This is a genomic window from Clostridium sp. ATCC BAA-442 (assembly GCF_964239415.1).
Lineage (GTDB): Bacteria > Bacillota > Clostridia > Oscillospirales > Oscillospiraceae > Flavonifractor > Flavonifractor plautii.
Window position 1 is genome coordinate 1 of record NZ_CAXSQB010000035.1, and the last position, 18,443, is coordinate 18,443.

16 protein-coding genes are annotated in these 18,443 nt (G+C 64.7%); 8 read left to right on the top strand and 8 right to left on the bottom strand.

Annotated elements, in window-relative coordinates; genetic code table 11:
- On the top strand, window positions 1-516 hold a 516-nt coding region (locus tag ACESY8_RS13795), incomplete at its 5' end, for a V-type ATP synthase subunit D (RefSeq protein ID WP_498794783.1).
- 199 nt (window positions 517-715) lie between these two features.
- Here ACESY8_RS13795 and ACESY8_RS13800 read toward each other — a convergent pair.
- The 6 genes from ACESY8_RS13800 to ACESY8_RS13825 form a co-directional block, all read right to left on the bottom strand.
- On the bottom strand, window positions 716-1,141 hold the full coding sequence (locus ACESY8_RS13800) for a hypothetical protein (protein ID WP_009260284.1): 426 nt from the start codon (window positions 1,139-1,141) through the stop codon (window positions 716-718).
- Window positions 1,142-1,218: 77 nt separating this feature from the next.
- Window positions 1,219-3,105 (bottom strand): LTA synthase family protein, encoded by a 1,887-nt coding sequence (locus ACESY8_RS13805; protein WP_434307694.1) that lies wholly within the window; start codon window positions 3,103-3,105, stop codon window positions 1,219-1,221.
- Between the two features lie 77 nt (window positions 3,106-3,182).
- Window positions 3,183-4,031: a DUF4097 family beta strand repeat-containing protein gene (locus ACESY8_RS13810; protein ID WP_434307695.1), complete on the bottom strand. Its 849-nt coding sequence runs from the start codon at window positions 4,029-4,031 to the stop codon at window positions 3,183-3,185.
- Window positions 4,028-4,642 (bottom strand): DUF1700 domain-containing protein, encoded by a 615-nt coding sequence (locus tag ACESY8_RS13815; RefSeq protein ID WP_039996819.1) that lies wholly within the window; start codon window positions 4,640-4,642, stop codon window positions 4,028-4,030. Before ACESY8_RS13815 ends, ACESY8_RS13810 begins: the two co-directional genes overlap by 4 nt.
- A 90-nt stretch (window positions 4,643-4,732) precedes the next feature.
- The gene (locus ACESY8_RS13820) at window positions 4,733-5,731 is read right to left on the bottom strand and encodes an HAAS signaling domain-containing protein (protein WP_054338579.1); all 999 of its coding nucleotides are present in this window, start codon (window positions 5,729-5,731) and stop codon (window positions 4,733-4,735) included.
- Window positions 5,724-6,050: a PadR family transcriptional regulator gene (locus ACESY8_RS13825; RefSeq protein WP_009260358.1), complete on the bottom strand. Its 327-nt coding sequence runs from the start codon at window positions 6,048-6,050 to the stop codon at window positions 5,724-5,726. Before ACESY8_RS13825 ends, ACESY8_RS13820 begins: the two co-directional genes overlap by 8 nt.
- A 192-nt stretch (window positions 6,051-6,242) precedes the next feature.
- Between ACESY8_RS13825 and ACESY8_RS13830 the strand changes: the two genes are divergently transcribed.
- The 6 genes from ACESY8_RS13830 to ACESY8_RS13855 all read left to right on the top strand — a co-directional run bounded on the left by ACESY8_RS13830 (window position 6,243) and on the right by ACESY8_RS13855 (window position 16,223).
- Window positions 6,243-9,188, top strand: coding sequence for an acyl-CoA dehydratase activase (locus ACESY8_RS13830; protein ID WP_054338580.1), 2,946 nt, complete (start codon window positions 6,243-6,245; stop codon window positions 9,186-9,188).
- A gap of 137 nt (window positions 9,189-9,325) precedes the next feature.
- Window positions 9,326-10,630 (top strand): 2-hydroxyacyl-CoA dehydratase, encoded by a 1,305-nt coding sequence (locus ACESY8_RS13835; protein ID WP_054338581.1) that lies wholly within the window; start codon window positions 9,326-9,328, stop codon window positions 10,628-10,630.
- Window positions 10,631-10,840: 210 nt separating this feature from the next.
- On the top strand, window positions 10,841-11,401 hold the full coding sequence (locus ACESY8_RS13840) for a GNAT family N-acetyltransferase (protein WP_054338582.1): 561 nt from the start codon (window positions 10,841-10,843) through the stop codon (window positions 11,399-11,401).
- An 83-nt stretch (window positions 11,402-11,484) separates the two neighbouring features.
- Window positions 11,485-12,831: an MATE family efflux transporter gene (locus tag ACESY8_RS13845; protein ID WP_054338583.1), complete on the top strand. Its 1,347-nt coding sequence runs from the start codon at window positions 11,485-11,487 to the stop codon at window positions 12,829-12,831.
- Between the two features lie 197 nt (window positions 12,832-13,028).
- Entirely contained in the window at window positions 13,029-15,407 is a 2,379-nt protein-coding gene (locus ACESY8_RS13850) for a phosphoketolase family protein (RefSeq protein WP_434307699.1), read from the top strand.
- Window positions 15,408-15,491: 84 nt separating this feature from the next.
- On the top strand, window positions 15,492-16,223 hold the full coding sequence (locus ACESY8_RS13855; RefSeq protein WP_054338584.1) for a phosphatase: 732 nt from the start codon (window positions 15,492-15,494) through the stop codon (window positions 16,221-16,223).
- Between the two features lie 170 nt (window positions 16,224-16,393).
- Here the strand turns inward: ACESY8_RS13855 and ACESY8_RS13860 are convergent, their stop codons facing one another.
- Window positions 16,394-17,302, bottom strand: a complete 909-nt coding sequence (locus ACESY8_RS13860) for a DMT family transporter (RefSeq protein ID WP_044943835.1) — start codon at window positions 17,300-17,302, stop codon at window positions 16,394-16,396.
- Complete coding sequence (locus tag ACESY8_RS13865; protein ID WP_054338585.1) at window positions 17,299-18,123, bottom strand: AraC family transcriptional regulator; 825 nt, start codon at window positions 18,121-18,123, stop codon at window positions 17,299-17,301. The genes ACESY8_RS13860 and ACESY8_RS13865 overlap by 4 nt, the downstream gene beginning before the upstream one ends.
- Window positions 18,124-18,248: 125 nt before the next feature.
- On the opposite strand from ACESY8_RS13865, the gene ACESY8_RS13870 reads away from it, so the two are divergent.
- Window positions 18,249-18,428 carry a DUF6774 domain-containing protein gene (locus ACESY8_RS13870; RefSeq protein WP_007487947.1) on the top strand — a complete coding sequence of 60 codons (180 nt, stop codon included), beginning with the start codon at window positions 18,249-18,251 and terminating at the stop codon, window positions 18,426-18,428.
- Window positions 18,429-18,443 lie beyond the last annotated feature (15 nt).

An 18,443-nucleotide genomic window follows, 5' to 3' on the forward strand; every position in this document is an offset into this window, starting at 1 on the left:
ACCGTGGCCTCCGCCCTCATGTCCACCGAGATGCTGGAGCAGGCCCTGCTCTACCCCAAGCAGAGCGTGGAGCTGGATATGACTTTCCAGAACATCATGAGCGTCAATGTGCCGGTGTACCACTTCAAGACCAAGAGCGACGACGCCGGGGAAATCTACCCCTACGGCTTCGCCACCACCTCCGGCGAACTGGACGGCGCTGTGGAGGCCCTGTCCGGCGTGCTCCAGGATATGCTCCGCCTGGCGGAGATCGAAAAGACCTCCCAGCTCCTGGCCGAGGAGATCGAGAAGACCCGCCGCCGGGTCAACGCCCTGGAGTATGTAAAGATCCCCCAAATGGAGGAGGCCATCCAGTATATTACCATGAAGCTGGACGAGAACGAGCGCGCCAACACCATCCGCCTCATGAAGGTCAAGGACATGTTACTGAAAGAGGCCATCGAGGAGCGCAGAGAGGAAGATGCTAGAGCCACAAGGACTTTTGGGTCTTCCGGTAAAGCGCCCCGGGAGGTATAAAGGACGGTTTTACCCAAATTTACCGCTACTACGATGGAACAAAAAGGAACAGGCGGTATCCCATGGGACTACATGGGATACCGCCTATTTTTATTTATTATTGTCTCTTATTTGATGTTTTACCCGCTGGTTTTGTCTCGTACAAGCATCTTTATTGAATAGGCCGCGATTATGCGGCGGGCGGCTTTTTTAGGGGCATTTATGATTCCCATTGGGCGGTGAAGGCCCCACCGCCCCCGGCGGCGGCCACGGCCATCCAGGTGCTCCCCTCCGGCACCTCCACCGTGTTCTCCCCCTCCTCCAGCTCCACCACAGTGTCGTCGGGCAGTACCAGCACCACCCGGTAGTCGCCGCACTCCTGCTCGGCATAGGTCACGTGCACCGTCCGCGCTTCGTTTCCCGGCAGGGTCCAGAGGTACTCCACCCCGCGGAAGCTCTCCCAGCTCGCCTCGCAGGAGAAGGTATCGCTGTAGCTCTGCCAGAGAACCGCCGAATATCCCATCTCGTTGGCCACGATATCCGCATCGGTGATATCCTCCAGGGCATGCACCCCCATGTGACCCACCCCGCAGGCCGTCAGCAGCAGAAACAGCACGGCCAGACAGGGAAGCAGGCGCTTTTTCATGGATTCTGCCCCCTCTCATATTCTGTCCAAAGAATAGCAGTCCCAGCTTTAACCGTTCTGAAAGAGAGATTAAAATCTTATGAAAGCCCCGTCTGTCCGGTGAGCTGGCCGGTAATGTACTGTTCCCCGTAGAGCATGTCATAAACGATGTTGCGCCACGCCGCCACCAGGGGTTCGCAATTCTCTGGAGGCGTGTGGGAGGGGGTGCCGTCGGCAGCTACGAAAAGCCGCTCCCGGTAGAGGGTCATCTCCTCCATAGCGGCGAACACCCACTGGAAATACAGGGGCTTGGGCAGCCCCGCCCACCCCAGCAGATACGTCCCCAGGCCGGTACAGCTCACCTCCGCCGGCGCCTCCAGTTCCGCCCCAAAGTTGTTCCACACCAGGAAGTCGGTGCTGTGCATCTGCTTGAGCTCCTCCGCGTCCCAGCTTCCGGTATCTGCCGAGGACGCATAGCCCAGGCGGGTATAGAGCGTATCCTCCCCGCCCAGCGACAACCCCGGCAGATGATCCCCCAGGAAGACCAGGATAGTGGGCTCCTCTACCTGGGCGAAGTAGTCCGTCAGCTTGCCCAGAGTAGCGTCCGCATCGGTCAGGCCGTGAACCAGAGCGTCCAGCACCCCCGCCTCCTCCCCGCTCAGGTTGTCCGCCGACGACGCCACCGGCGCCGGGGTGTTAAACTTGCCGCCGAAGTAGGGCTGGTGATTTTCCATGGTCAGGCCGTAGAGAAACACCGGGCCGTCCCCCTTGGCCTCGAAGCGGGCAATCAGCTCGTCGGCCAGGGTGTCGTCGGAGACATAGCCCCCGGCATAAGTCTTGTCCACAAGGAAGTCGTCCTGATAAATGATCTGGTCAAAGCCCAGGGCGGGGATATTGCGTGCCCGGTCATAGAGCTCGTCGTTGTAGGAGTGGACAAAGAGGGTCTCATACCCCGCCGCCCCGAATACCCGGGCCAGCGAAGGCACCCGGCGGTAGGCCGACGTATCGCCCAGGCCGGTGAGGGACTCCCCCGCCCCCAGGAAGGCGGAAGGGATGCCGGTGAACAGTTCCATCTCCACGTTGCCGGTACCCCCGGCGTAGGTGTTGGACAGGAAGGCGCCGCTGGGGAACGCCTCCGCCAGGGCGTGGAAGCTGGGCACCGGGTCGGCGGAAAAGGACACGCCCGGCAGGCGGGTGGGGTCAAAGAAGCTCTCCGACACCACCAGCACCACATTGGGCTTGACCGCCGGCTCCGCCGGCTGCTCTGCCTCCGCCCGGAGCTGGAGCAGGATGCGGTTCATGCCGTCCTCGCTGTAGCTGTCCGGCTCGGCCATGGCGCTCTCCCGGGCGGCGCTGTAAAGCCCGGCCAGAAGGCCCAGCCGGTCGTTGCGCATGGACTGGCTCTCCCCCTCCTCCCCGGCCAGCAGCACGGCAGAGGCCGGACTCAGCAGCACCCAGGCCAGCAGGGCGGCCAGAAGTCCCAGCACGCCCAGCCGCCGCCGGCCGTCCAGGGGCCGGGCCGGGCGGGACCAGACAAAGGCCGCCAGGAACAAAAGCGCCGCCAGGGCTATGCCCCCCCAGGTGCCCTCCCCCAGCTCCATGCCGGGGCGGAGGAAACCCGCCACCTGTCCCGCCTGCCCCGCCATGGCCAGGTCGCTGACCAGCAGGGGGACACCGTTGACCGCCTGCTTCAGATGGCTGGCAACAGACAGCAGCAGGCAGGGCAGGAGGGTGAGGAGCTGGCCGCAGAGCAGGCTGTCGGTCAGGGTGGTCACCAGGAGCTGGGCCAGCAGCAGCACCAGATAGGTGTACCCCGCCGCACCGGCGTGGCTCCCCATCCACGCCCACGCCGCCGCCGGCTCCTGGAGGGTGACCAGTTGGCACAGGTAGACCCCGGCCAGGGGAAGCAGCAGGGCCAGCAAGGCCCGCCCCTGGGGATCGGTGCGCCGGTACCACCGGCTCTGATGCGGCTGCAGCGGTTCCATTCTGCCCCACTCCCTCCTTTCGCGTTCTTTCTACTATAGCAGAAACGGGGGGGGCCCGCGTTTTGAAACAGAGAGCGCTATCCGCCGAATTCCACCCGGACATCCCCCATATCACTGGTCACCTTCAAGGAATGGGGGCCGCCGGGGCTTGTCATGACCGGGCGCTGTTCCGAGCCGTTCAGGGTCAGCTCTCCCATGGACAGGTGCATGTCCAGGCCGTAGTCGTCGATGGGTTCTCCGGTATACAGCTCCAGATCCCCCATGGACAGGGTGCATTCCGTATTCCCCCGGAAATTCCCATCCAGATAGACATCGCCCATAGCATTCTCCACGGTGCAAGAGCTGCGGGTGGTCAGGCCCTCCGCCGTCAGATCGCCCATGGAAACCGCGAGCGCGGCATCCGCCGCCTCCACGCCATAGAGCGCCAGGGAGCCCATTTCACTCCCCGCAGCCAGGGTCCCGGCGGTCACCCCCGTGATCGTCACATCTCCCAGAGCGGTGCGGATGTCCGCCGACTCCAGGGCAACCCCCTCGGGCAGCGTGATCACCGCCGCGACCTCGTGCTCCCAGTCAGACAGCTCCCAGGCACCCGCCCCGCTGCGTACCTTGAGGGTATCCCCGTCCAGCTCATACTCCAACTGAATTCCGCCCCAGCCGGTCAGGGAAATTCCGTACTCCCCGCCGTATTCCACGGTCACGTCCCCAATGCTCACATCCACGTCCAGCCGGGAGAAGGCCGGCAGCGCCGTCCCCTCCTCCACATGGGGAGCGCCGGTATCCACCGGCGTTTCGCTTTTATGTGCCCTGCCCCAGTCGAGGTCCAGGTGGGTCTGTGCCCCCATGGCAAAGCCCGTGATGGCCAGCAACCCCCCCGACATGACCAGGAAGGCACCAGCCCCCAGGCATACCTTTGCCGGCATGTTCATGCCCGCACCTCCCTTCGATTCAGCCAGCGGCCCAGCAGCGCCGCCATGCCGCGGAAGCACAGCCCGGCCAGCAGGAAGCTGCCCGCGATGAGGAGCAGCCCCACGCCGCTGGACAGCAGGCCGACGCCGCAGAAGAACATCATGGTGGGCAGGCCCGCGCTGAACAGCACTGAAAAGCCCGCGCAGGCGGTAAAGACCCCCGCCCCGATGGCCACCACCCCGCCCACGGCCACTCCGGCCACCAGGGCGAGGATCAGGACGACAAGGCCCAATACCATCGCCACCACCACGAGGATCAGCGGGATGGCGATGGGGGCGGCGCAGATGGCCAGCAGCACCTTCCACAGTGTACCCAGGCCGTGCCGCTCCCGGGCGGCGCCCTCTGGCGGGCAATCCCGCTCCGCCGGAACCGTCCGGCTCCGCTGTGCTCCCAGGACGCGGCCCACCAGCTCGGCCGGGGTGCCCAGTTCCCGGATCACCCGTCCCTCCCCCTGGGGGCCCGCCTCGTCAAAGTATTCCGTGTAGTAGGCCAGAATGCGCTCCAGCTCGTCGGGCGGCGTCCGCCCCGTGAGCAGGGCCCGCAACTGGGCCAGATACTCCTCTCGTGTCATATGCTCCGTCCTCTCGTTCGAGTCTGGAGAGATCATAACACGTTTTTCTTAATCCGCAACCGTAAAAAACATTAAAATTCCATGAAAGGGCTATTCGTCTGTAAAGTCCAGGCACACGTCCCCCGTACCGCTGGAGAGAGTCAGCGCCCTGTCCCCCGCGCCGCCGGACGCGAAGAAGGGGCCCGCTTTCTCCCCGTCCACCTGAAGTTCGCCGGTGCCCGTGGTCAACTGGTAGGCGTAGTCCACCCCGCTTCCCGCCGCTCTCAGGGCCACGTCGCCCACACCGGAGATCAGCTCGGCCTCCCCCACCGGAGCCGTCACATCCAGCCCGCCCACGCCGCTCTCGGCCCGCAGCAGGCCCTCCACGGCGCAGCCGCTCCAGTCCAGCGCGCCCACACCTATGGAGATCTCCGCCCGATTGAGCACCGTTCCCTCCGGGACGGTGAGCACCACCTCGCCCTTCGGGCTGCCGTCACCCGATATATTCTCCGGTGTGCTCCAGATCTCCAGCGTGTCACCGCTCTGGCTGTGGTTCAGCAGGTAAGGTGTGCCGTCTCCGTCTTGGCCACCGCTGGTCAGACTCAGATACCAGCCGTCCCCCTCCTCCATGCGGATATCACCAATGCCCACATCGATGTCCAACGCGGTAAAGGGCTCCAGCTCCAGCTTGTTTTCCGGCGGTGTGGAAACCGGGTCCTGCTCCACCACCGCAGGCTCCTGTCCTGCCGCAACCGGCTGCCGTTCCCCTGCCGCCGGTGCGTCGGGCATCCGTTGGGCCAGAAATACCAGCCTGATGCCCACGCCCAGGAGCAGAAGCGCGGCGGCGCAGATGCCGAGTACGACGGGCCAAAGCCGCCTCGGCCGCCTTTCGGCGGACGCTGCGGAGGGCGCCTGCCCCGTCCGCCCCTCCAGCACCTGGGCCGCCACGGAGGCGGGGGACCCCAGCCCCTCGGCCGCCTCCGCCTCATGCTCCTCACCCGCGTCGGCGAAATACTCCTCATAATAGGACAGCACATCCTCCAGCTCCCCGGACGGGAGCTTTCCCGCCAGCGCGTCCCGCAGGCCCGCCAGGAATTCCGCCTTATTCATGCCGCTCCTCCTTTTCGTCCAGCAAAAGTTCCTCAATCTGCCCCCGATAGCGCGCCCACTCCTTCCGGTACCCCGCCAGCAGGGCCCGCCCCGCCGGGGTGATGGCGTAGTACCTCCGGTTGCGCCCCTGGAAGGGCTTGTCATACACCGTCAGGCATCCGCTCTGCTGCAAGCGCCGCAGCACCGGATAGAGGGTGGACTCGGACAGTTCCACCACCTCCTTCATCCGCTGGGTCAGGCTGTAGCCGTAGGCGTCCTCCTTCTCCAGCACCGCCAGCACGCAGGCATCCAACAGGGGAGCACCCAATGGAAAGGTCATGACGCCGCCTCCTTTCATTTCACCAATATTATATTCTGTATAATATTATTTGTCAACAGCATTTCAGAATCCGACGGAGATTCCTTCCGACTACGGAACATCCTGTATTTCGCCGCTTTGGGGTTGTAAAAAATCAAATTTTGATATATTATGTACGGTACGAATTCTGATAAAGGATATAAGGTGAACCGAATGAGCCTTCGTATTGGCATTGATATTGGCTCCACCACTGTCAAGGTGGTGCTGCTGGACGAACAAAACAAACTGCTGTTCCGCTCCTATGAGCGGCACTACTCCAAGGCCCGGGAGCGGGCCGCCGAGACTCTGCGCTCTCTGGCGGACCGGCTCGCCGGCCGGCAGGTGCGCATCGTCATCACCGGCTCGGCCGGCCTGGGCGTGGCCAAGGCGGCGGAGATCGACTTCGTGCAGGAGGTGTACGCCACTGCCGCCGCCGTCAACCAGTACATACCCGACACCGATGCGGTCATCGAACTGGGCGGCGAGGACGCCAAAATCATCTTTTTCGGCGGCGCGCTGGAGGAGCGGATGAACGGCTCCTGCGCCGGCGGCACCGGCGCTTTCATCGACCAGATGGCCACCCTCATGAACGTGACGGTGAACGAGCTGGACGAGCTGAGCCTGCGCCACGAGAAGATCTACCCCATCGCCTCCCGCTGCGGCGTCTTTGCCAAGAGCGACATCCAGCCCATCCTCAACCAGGGCGGCCGGAAGGAGGACGTGGCGGCCTCTATCTTCCAGGCCGTGGTGGATCAGACGGTGGCCGGCCTCACCCAGGGCCGGGAGCTCAAGGGCAAGATCGTCTTCCTGGGCGGCCCCCTCCACTTCCTCATGGGCCTGCGGCAGCGCTTCGTGGAGACCCTGAAGCTGGACGCCGACCACGCCGTGTTCCCCGAGGACGGCGACTGCTTCGCCGCCATGGGCGCGGCCCTGTGCTCCTCCGACTACGGCGAGCGCTCCTTTGACGAGGTGCTGGACCGGCTGGAGAAGAGCGTGGACAGCGTGGGCCTGGTGGACACCATGCCCCCCCTCTTTGACAGCCAGGAGGAGTACGACGCCTTCCTGGCCCGTCACAACGCCATGCACCCCCCCGAGGTGGACATACACACCTACACCGGCGCCGCCTGGCTGGGCATTGACGCCGGCTCCACCACCACCAAAATCGCGCTGATCACCGCCGACGGCGGACTGCTCTACACCTACTACCACTCCAACCTGGGCAACCCGGTGGCCATCGTGCTGGAGCAGCTCCGGGAGATCTACAAGCTGTGCGGCAGCCGCATCACCATCAAGGGCGCGGCCGTCACCGGCTACGGCGAGGACCTCATCAAAAATGCCTTCTCCTGCGACGCCGGGCTGGTGGAGACGGTGGCCCACTACAGCGCCGCCCGCCACTTCAACCCCGACGTGGACTTCATCATCGACATCGGCGGCCAGGACATGAAGTGCTTCAAAATCCGCAACGGCGCGGTGGACTCCATCATGCTCAACGAGGCCTGCTCCTCCGGCTGCGGCTCCTTCATCGAGACCTTTGCCAAGGCCCTGGGCTACACCATCGCCGACTTTGCCAAGCTGGGCCTGCTGGCCAGGCACCCGGTCAACCTGGGCTCCCGCTGCACCGTGTTCATGAACTCCAGCGTCAAGCAGGCCCAGAAGGACGGGGCCAGCGTGGAGGACATCTCCGCGGGCCTGTCCATCTCCATCGTGAAGAACGCGGTCTACAAGGTCATCCGGGCCGCCAACGCCGACGATCTGGGCCAGCACATCGTGGTGCAGGGCGGCACCTTCCACAACGACGCGGTGCTCCGGGCCTTCGAGCAGGAGCTGGGCCGCAACGTCACCCGGCCCACCATCTCGGGCATCATGGGTGCCTTCGGCGCGGCCCTCTATGCCAGGGATCTGCATCTGGAGAAGAGCGCGCTGTTGAGCGAGGAGGCTTTACAGTCCTTCTCCCACACCGCCAAGCCCACCACCTGCAACCTGTGCACCAACCACTGCTCCCTCACCGTCAACACCTTTGACGGCGGGCGGCGCTTCATCTCGGGTAACCGCTGCTCCCGCCCCTTGGGCAAGGAGAAGGTGGAGAACCCCGATCTGATGAACTACAAATACAAGAAGCTCCGCGCCCTCCAGGGCAAGGGGAGCGGAAACGGCGTCCGGGGCCGCATGGGCATCCCCTTCGGGCTGAACATGTACGAAAACCTGCCCTTCTGGTTCGAGTTCTTTACCCGCCTCAACTTCGAGGTGGTGCTCTCCCCCGAGTCCTCCCGCAAGCTCTACCTCAAGGGCCAGCACACCATCCCGTCCGACACCGTGTGCTACCCCGCAAAGCTGCTCCACGGCCATGTGGAGGCCCTGGTGGAGGAGGGCGTGGACGCCATCTGGTACCCCTGCATGTCCTACAACAACGACGAGGGCATCGGCGACAACCACTACAACTGCCCGGTGGTGGCCTACTACCCTGAGCTGCTGGCCGCCAACGTTCCCCTGCTCAAGCAGACCAAATTCCTCAACCCCTACGTGGGCCTGTGGCGGCACAAGGACTTTGAAAAGCGCATCGCCCAGCTCATGGAGGAGCATTTCAGCATTCCCAGGCGGGAGACCGCGGCGGCGGCCAAGGCGGCCTACGCGGCCTACGACGCCTATGTCCACGACGTGCGGGAGACCGGCATGAAGTACATCCGCCACGCCCGGGACCACCACATGCCCATCCTCGTGGCCTGCGGCCGGCCCTACCACATCGATCCGGAGATCAACCACGGCATCAACGATCTGATCACCTCTTTCGGTTTCGTGCTGGTCACCGAGGACGCTCTGAGCTATCTGGAGGGCTATGCCCCCCGGAAGGTGCTCAACCAGTGGACCTTCCAGAGCCGTATGTATAACGCCGCACGCTATGTATGCACCCAGCCCGACATGCAGGTGGTGCAGCTGGTCTCCTTCGGCTGCGGCACCGACGCCATCACCACCGACGAGCTGCGGGACATTCTTGAAAAGGGCGGAAAGCTCTACACCCAGCTCAAAATCGACGACATCAGCAATCTGGGGGCGGTCAAGATCCGCATCCGCTCCCTGATGGCCGCCATGGAGGCCCGCCAGGCGCAGGATGCCCGGGGCTGACCATCCCGACTTTTTATAGCACAACAGGAGTTTGATGCCGTCATTGACGGCCAGCTCGCCGCCGGCTCGGGAGTCGGTGGGGGCCAACCCCCTTTGAGCGCGCGGCGCTCCCATTGCAAGCGAAAGGAATACCCGTTATGGCAGAATTAGTATACGACGAAAACGGACGGCTGCTGTTCACCAAGGAGATGAAGGAGGAGTACACCATCCTCTTCCCCACCATGCTCCCGGTGCACTTCGGCCTGATGGCCCGGATTCTGGAGACCGAGGGCTTCCACGTGGAGATGCTCACCACCAACCACCGGGGCATCGTGGATGAGGGGCTCAAGTACGTCCACAACGACACCTGTTACCCCGCCCTGCTGGTCATCGGCCAGCTCATCGACGCGGTGAAGAGCGGCAAGTACGACATGCATAAGGTGGCGCTGCTCATCACCCAGACCGGCGGTGGATGCCGGGCCTCCAACTACATCCATCTGCTGCGCAAAGCGCTGGAGAAAGCAGGTCTGAGCTATATCCCCGTCATCTCGGTCAACCTGTCGGGCCTGGAGCCCAACCCCGGCTTCAAGCTGGGGCTCAACACCCTGCGCAAGGCGGTGTTCGCCATGATGTACGGCGACATCATCGTACAGACCGCCAACCAGGTCCGCCCCTACGAGGTCAGCCGGGGCCAGACTGACGAAACCATTGAGGCGGTGGAGACCCAGCTTCTGGAGGCCATGAACCAGGGCAAGGGCCTCTCTTTCCAAAGCATGGTGGCCAACTTTGACCGCATTGTGGCCGCTTTCAAGGCCATCCCCGTGGCCGGGGAGCCCAAGGTAAGGGTCGGCGTGGTGGGCGAGATCTACATCAAGTACTCCCCCCTGGGCAACAACAATCTGGAGGAGTTTCTCCTGTCCGAGGGGGCCGAGCCGGTGGTCCCCGGCCTGACCGACTTCATCATCTTCAAGATCTACAACCGCGAGGTGGACGTGAACATCTACGGCGGCAAGTGGGTGAAGAAAAAGGTGTGCCAAGTGCTCAAGGGCTACGTGGAGAAGTGCCAGCGGGCCATGATCGCCGCCATGAAGAAGGGCGGCTTCCGCGCTCCCGGCACCTTTGAGGATCTCCGCCGCCTGATCCAGGGCTATCTGGGTGAGGGCAACAAGATGGGCGAGGGCTGGCTGCTCACCGCCGAGATGTTGGAGCTCATCCACTCCGGCACCCCCAACATCGTCTGCACACAGCCCTTCGGCTGCCTGCCCAACCACATCGTTGGCAAGGGCATGATCCGCAAGCTCAAGGACGACTATCCCTTCTCCAACATCGTGGCCATCGACTACGATCCCGGGGCCACCAAGATCAACCAGGAGAACCGCATCAAGCTGATGCTGGCCAACGCCCGGGGCCTGGCCAAGCAGGAGGCGGAGCGCCGGGAGGCTGGGGAGGCCGCTCATGTGTAAGGCCCTCTCCTTTGTGGACGCCTGCACGGAAGAGCACTTCGCGGCCATGAGCCGCAGTTCCCCACCCGGCTTCCGCCGGGCGGGGGCCCCGATTTTTTATCTGCGCGGGCGAACTGAATTCGCCCGGCATCAAGGTTTTGCCTCCGGCAAAACGCTTGTACGCGCCACCCGGCGCGGGCGGCTCATCCACTCGCTAAACGAGGTCTGCTTATGAATTCACTGCGCATCATAGACGCCTGCACGGAAGAGCACTTTGCGGCCATGAGCCGCATTCACGCCCGGGGCTGGCACGCCGCTTACCCCGGCCACGTGCCCGACGACTACCTGAGGGACGTGATCACCGAGGATCACTGGATTCCCTTTTTCCGGGAGGACTACGCCACCGGGCGGTGCCGGGGCCTGTTGCTCTGCGACGGGGATACTCCCGTCTGCTGCTGCACCTACGGACCGGTGCGGCTGGGGCCCAGTCCCCGCCAGAGCGAGGGGCTGGTGATCCACGGGGATGCCTACCGGGGCTGGGGGGAGATCATCTCCTTCTACACCGACCCCGCCTGCACCGGCCGGGGCTACGGCTCTGTGCTGATGGAGGAGGCGCTGCGCCGCCTCCGGGCCAACGGCTACCTCAACTGCTACGTCTTTGTCCTGCGGGAGAACGAGGGGGCCCGCCGCTTCTACGCCCGGCACGGCTTTGCCTGGGACGGGACGGAGGAGCACATTCCCTTCCCTCACGACATGACCTGCGTGGATCTGCGCTACACCAAACAGCTATAGCCGCACGGGCTGCCACGCCGTGCGGCAGACGGGTATCGAGGCGCGTCCTCGGTACCCGTCTTTTTTGATCAGGAGGAATTGCTTTGCAGGAAAACAAGATGGCGGTCATGCCGGTGCGCCGGCTGCTGCTGAACATGGCCTGGCCCATGATGCTGTCCATGCTGATCCAGGCCCTCTATAATCTGGTGGACAGCATGTTCGTGGCCCAGCTCAGCTCCGACGGGTTTGTAGCCCTGGCGCTTGTCTACCCGATCCAGACCCTGATGATCGCCGTGTGCGTAGGCACCGGCGTGGGCTTCAACGCCTTGTTGGCCCGCCGGCTGGGGGAGGGCCGGCCCGACGAGGCCAACCGGGTAGTGGCCAACGGCTACTTCGTCTATCTGGTCTGCTGGGTGGTCTTTCTGGTCCTGGGGGTGGGCCTGGCCCCCGTCTTTATGGGGCTCTTCGCCCCCGGGCAGCCCCAGGTGATTGACTACGGCATCCAATATCTCTCCATCGTCACTGGGGCCTCCGTCGGCATCTGCATGCAGTTTGCCGGAGAGCGCACCCTTCAGGCAACCGGCAATACTGTGGGCCCTATGGTCATCCAGGGCATCGGCGCGGTCATCAATCTGATTCTCGACCCCCTGCTTATCTTCGGCATCGGCCCCTTCCCCCGGATGGAGGTGGCTGGCGCTGCCCTAGCCACCGTGCTGGGCCAGGTGGTGGGCATGGTGGTGGGGCTGTGTATGGTGCGGCGCAGCTCCATCGTGCGCCTCTCCTTCCGGGGCTTCCGCCCGGACAGCGCCATCATCCGCACCATGTTTCGTGTGGGCGTCCCCGCCATCCTGGTGCAGGCCCTGGCCACGGTGATGAACCTGGGCATGAATCTGATCCTCCCCCTGTTCACCGCCTCCGGCGTGTTCATTCTGGGGGCCTATTTCAAGCTCCAGTCCTTCCTCTTCATGCCGGTCAACGGCCTGAACAACGCTCTCATCCCCATTGTCAGCTTCAACTACGGCGCCCGGCAGCGCAGCCGCATCACTGGGGTCATCCATTTCGCCCTGGTGCTCTCCGCCGCCATCATGGCCGTGGGCACCGTGGTTTTTCTGGCCATCCCCGGCCCTCTCCTCCGTCTGTTCGACGCAGATGCCGCCGTGCTGGCCGAGGGTATCTCCGCCCTACGCCTCATTGCCCTCTCCTTCGTATGCGCCGGGGTGTCGGTGATCCTCTGTGCCGCCCTCCAGGCCCTGGGGGCGGCCAATTCCAGCCTAGTGGTTTCCCTGCTGCGCCAGCTTGTGCTCCTTTTCCCGCTGGCCCTGCTGCTGGGCGCGCTCCGGCCCTCTCTGGTGTGGCTGGCCTTCCTCCTGTCCGAGGGCGCCGCCTGCCTCACCGCCCTGCTGCTCTACCGCCGCACCGCACGGGGTCGGCTGGCCGGTATGGAGGAATAAATGCCCCCTCCCCACTGGGCCGGAAGCCGCCGCTTCCGGCCCGGTTTTTTCTTTTAAGAGGGATTTTGACCCCACTCTATTGACAGTATAGTCCCATCGGTTATAATAAGCAGTACAAAAGCCGACACAAGGAGGTCATTCGATTGGCAAAAGCCCCCAAGGAAAAGACGAAGGTGATCGTTAAAACCTCCACCCGCATGTCCAAAAAGGGCCCTTTGACCCCCGACATGCTCCGCAAGCTGGACGCCTACTGGCGCGCCGCCAACTACCTGGCGGCCGGACAGCTCTACCTGCTGGACAACCCTCTGCTGCGGGAGCCTCTGCGCCCCGAGCACCTCAAGCGCACCCTGGTGGGCCACTGGGGCACGGTGCCGGGCCAAAACTTTATCTATACCCACCTGAACCGGGTAATCACACGCCATGAGCTGAACATGATCTATGTCTCCGGCCCCGGCCACGGCGGCAACGCGGTGGTGGCCCAGACCTATCTGGAGGGAACCTACAGCGAGTTTTACCCCAACGTGAGCCAGGACGAGGAGGGTATGCGCCGCCTGTTCCGCCAGTTCTCCTTCCCCGGCGGCATCGGCAGCCACTGCGCCCCCGAGACCCCCGGCTCCATCAACGAGGGGGGCGAGCTGGGCTACTCCCTGGCCCACGCCTTTGGCGCGGTGATGGACAACCCGACCCTGATCGCCGCCTGCGTGGTGGGTGACGGGGAGGCGGAGACCGGCCCGCTGGCCACTGCCTGGCACTCCAACAAGTTCCTCAACCCCGTCACCGACGGGGCGGTGCTCCCCATCCTCCACCTCAACGGCTACAAGATCTCCTCCCCCACCCTGTTCTCCCGCATCACATCAGAGGAGGTGGAGGACTTCTTCAAGGGCTGCGGCTGGACCCCCCGCTTTGTGGAGGGGGACGAGCCCGCCCAGATGCACCAGAAGATGGCCGCGGCCCTGGACTGGGCGGTGCGGGAGATTCAGCGCATTCAGCAGGGGGCCCGGGAGTTCGGCGAGACCACCCGCCCCCGCTGGCCCATGCTCGTGTTCCGCTCTCCCAAGGGCTGGACCTGCCCGAAGGAGGTGGACGGCGCGCCCACCGAGGGCACCTTCCGCGCTCACCAGCTTCCGGTGGCGGTGGACGCCGCCCATCCGGAGCACCTGGAGGTATTGGAGCGCTGGCTGCGCAGCTACCGGCCGGAGGAGCTCTTTGACGCCGAGGGCGCACCGGTGCCTGTCCTTCGGGCCGTGGCCCCCCAGGGGGAGCGCCGCATGGGCGCCAACCCCCACGCCAACGGTGGCATGCTTCTGCGGGATCTGCGCACCCCCTCCTTCACCCGCTACGCGGTGGAGGTACCCGCCCCCGGTGAGGCGGTGGCGGAGGACATGGCGGAGCTGGGCAAGTATGTCCGGGACGTGCTCAAGCTCAACCAGAAGGCCCGCAACTTCCGCATCTTCGCCCCCGACGAGGCCCTGAGCAACAAGCTCACCGCCGCCTTTGAAGCCAGCGACCGCCGCTGGAACGCCGAGCTGCGCTCCACCGACGAGGGGTTGTCCGCCGACGGGCGCATTATGGACAGCATGCTCTCCGAGCACATGTGCCAGGGCTGGCTGGAGGGATATCTGCTCACCGGGCGGCACGGCTTTCTCAACAGCTACGAGGCTTTCATCCGCATCGTGGACTCCATGGTGAGCCAGCACGCCAAATGGCTCAAGGTGGCCCGGCAGCTCCCCTGGCGGCAGGACATCGCCTCCCTGAACTACGTGCTGTCCTCCAACGTGTGGCAGCAGGATCACAACGGCTTCACCCACCAGGACCCCGGCTTCCTGGACCATGTGGCCAACAAGAAGGCGGACGTGGTGCGGCTCTACTTGCCCCCTGACGCCAACTGCCTGCTCTCCGTCTTTGACCACTGTATCAAAAGCCGGAATTACGTCAATGTGATGGTGGCCTCCAAGCACCCCCGGCCCCAGTGGCTCACCATGGACGAGGCCATCAAGCACTGTACCCACGGCATCGGCATCTGGCAGTGGGCCTCCAATGACCAGGGGGCGGAGCCCGACGCGGTGCTGGCCTGCTGTGGCGACACCCCCACGCTGGAAACCCTGGCAGCGGTGACCATCCTGCGCCGCCACCTGCCCGAGGTGCGGCTGCGGGTGGTGAACGTGGTGGATCTGATGAAGCTCCAGCCCCACACCGCCCACCCCCACGGGCTCACCGACGAGGATTACGACGTGATCTTTACCCGGGACAAGCCCATCATCTTCGCCTTCCACGGCTACCCCTCCCTGGTGCACGAGCTGACCTACCGCCGGCACAACAAGAACATCCACGTGCTTGGCTACCGGGAGGAGGGCACCATCACCACCCCCTTCGACATGCGGGTGCTCAACCGCATTGACCGCTTCAATCTGGTCATCGACACGGTAAAGCGGCTGCCCCAATTGGGCAACCGGGGGGCCTTCCTCATTCAACTCATGAAGGACAAGCTGGTGGAGCACAAGGAGTATATCACCGCCCACGGCCAGGACATGCCCGAAATCCGGGACTGGAAGTGGAACGGTGGAAACGGTATCTGACGCGCAAGGGGCCAGGCTTCTGTCCGGCCCCTTGCCTTTTTCCATCATTTTGGGTATGATAGATGGGAAAAAAGGAGTGAACGTATGGAATTTCGACTGGACAGCCACACCCATACCTTGGCCAGCGGGCACGCCTACTGCACCCTGCTGGAGATGGTGCGGGCGGCGGCCGACCGGGGGCTGGAGCTCATCTGCATCACCGACCACGCCCCCGGCATGGAGCTAACCACCCACAAGGACTACTTTCTCAACTTCCGGGTCATCGACCGGGAGATCTACGGCGTACGGGTCATGATGGGCGCGGAGCTCAACGTGATGGACTTTGACGGCACGGTGGATCTCTCCCCCAAGCTGCTGAACAATCTGGACATGGCCATCGCCAGCCAGCATATCTGGTGCATGCCCCAGGGCGGCGGACCGGAGGAGAATACAGCGGCCATGGTCCGCGCCATGGACAACTGCCCCAAGATCTGTATCCTGGGACACCCGGACGACGGCCGCTATCCCCTGGACTATCCGGCGCTGGTGCGGGCCGCCGGGGAGCGCAGCGTGCTTCTGGAGGTCAACAACACCTCCCTCTCCCCCGCCTGTTCCCGGGTAAACTCCACCGCCAACGTGACGGAGATGCTGAAGCACTGCCGGCGGGAGGGCGTACCGGTGGTGGTGGGCAGCGATGCCCACTTTGTCTCCGCCGTGGGCGGCCATCAATATGCCCAGGCCCTGCTGGACGAGCTGGACTTTCCCGAGGAGCTGGTGCTCAACCGGGAGCCCGCCGCCTTCCTGGCCCACCTGGAGCGCCGGCTGAGCCGCACATAAAAAAGAGGATTCCGCCCGGCGGAATCCTCTTTTCGTCTTATTGGAACAGGGGCAGGCTGCCAGCGGGGCGGTTGATCCGCTTTTGGGGCCCACACAGGGTCGACGCTGTAACAGCGCCCCTGCTCCCCGCGGGCAGAAGCCACTCGTCCGGTACCAGGGCGCACTTGAACTCACTCAACTCCGCCCTTACTCCCCTCCTTTCGCGGCTCCCACTCCGACAGCGCCAGTCCGGCCACCGTCAGCACCGCGCCCCCCAGCGAGAGGGGCGTCACCGGCTCACCCAGCACCAGCGCGGAGGTGACCAGAGTCACCACCGGCACCAGGTAGATGTAGGCGCTGGTTCTGACCGCCCCCAGCCGCCCCACGGCAAAGCCCCAGGTGACAAAGCACAGGGCGGAGGCCCCCAGCCCCAGATAGAGCAGGTTGAGCAGGTAAACCGGCTCCGTCAGAGTCCCGAGCCCGGGCCGGAAGCCCAGCACCGGCAGGACGGGCAGCAGAAACAGCAGGCCCCAGGCGAAGGTGCGGCGGGTGGTCTGCACCACCGGGTAGCCGAAGGCGGAGAGCTTACGGGTCAGCAGGGAGTAGGCTGACCAGGCGGCGGCCGCCAGCAGGGCCAGGAGATCGCCTCCGGGGTTCAGCTCCAGCACGGCGGCGCCGTTATACGACACCATCGCCACCCCGGCCAGGGCCACGGCCAGCCCCGCGAAAAAGAGGGGACGCAGCCGCTCCCGCCGCAGGAGGAAGTGGGAGAGCAGGGCGGTCAGCATCGGACTGACGGACACCAGCACCCCCACATTGGAGGCCAGCGTGCAGGTCAGGGCGATGTTCTCCAGCAGGAAATAGAGGGTGACGCCGCACAGGCCCGCCGCCGCGAACCACAGCTCCTGCCGCCGCCCGGCCAGCCGGAGCCGCCGGGGGTACAGCAGGCAGAGGGCCACAAAGCCCAGGGCGAAGCGGAGGAACAGCACCTCCACGGGCCGCAGGCCGGTCAGGAGCACCTTCGTGGAGATAAAGGTGGTGCCCCAGAGGAAGATGGTCAGCAGGGCTGCGGCGTGCCCCGTCAGGCCCGCTCGGCTCACGGCTCCCCCCGTTCCGCCGCAAACACGGCCCGGTACTGGCTGGGGGTGAGTCCGGTCAGGATTTTGAAAAAGTGGTTGAAGTGGCTCTGATCGGCAAAGCCCGCCCGCAGGGCCGCGTCCAACGGGGCGGCCCCCTGCTCCAGCAGGGCCCTGGCCTGGTTCACCCGCACCGTTTCCAGATAGCGGTAGGGGGTGATCCCCTTCTGGCGGGTGAAGCAGCGCAGAAGGTGGTACTTGCTCAGCCCCGCCAGGGTGGAGAGCTGCTCCAGCGTGATGCGCCGGTCGCAGTGGGCCTCCAGATAGTCACACACCGCCCGCACCTCGGGCCGCACCTCCTCCGGCGGCCGGGGACAGCCGCCGCAGCGCTCCAGCAGGCGGCCCACCAGCAGGAGAAAGGCCTCCTCCCGGCGGAGCTCCCCCTGCTCCCCCGCTACCAGCTCCCACACCTCCCGGAACAGACTGGTCAGTTCGCTCCCGGGCAGCACCGAAGGCGTGAAATGGGGGGCAAACTGGCGGCCGGTGACGGCTTCAGCGGCCCGCTCCATGACCTCCTGCGGCACGTGGAGCCCCCGCCAGTCCAGGCGCTCCTCCCCCACCGGACGGCAGGCGTGGGGCTCGCCGGGCTGAAAGAATACCAGCTCACCGGGGGCAAGGCGGAGGGTCTCCCCCGCGATGGTCACCTTCCGGCTCCCCCGATCCATGGTTCCAATGACATAATAGGTGTGAAAATGCTCCGGAAAGCCCTGGTCGATGCCCTGAAAGAGACATGCCTCCACTCCCAGCTCCGGATCGTAGTACACGCGCCGCAATTCCTGTTCCATAGGGCACTCCTCTGTCTGAGATGGAAGCAGTATAGCACGTCCCGCCGCCTGTTTCTTGCATGATATTGCGCATTTCCCGCACAGGGCGGCCCCGCCGCCCATATGCTGATTCAGGGGGTGGTGGGATGCAGGCGAGCTCCGGGCCGTCCGGCGAGGCGCTGCTGGCCATCGCCGCACTGGCCGCCATCCAGCTCACCGCGGGCAAGAGCGACGCCCAGGCAGCGGTGCTCGGCGCCTTCTTCACCATGCTGGGGGACGCCATCGGGCTGCTCCTGGCCCAGCGGGCGGCGCTGGAAAATCCATAGCGGGGGGCGCAGATG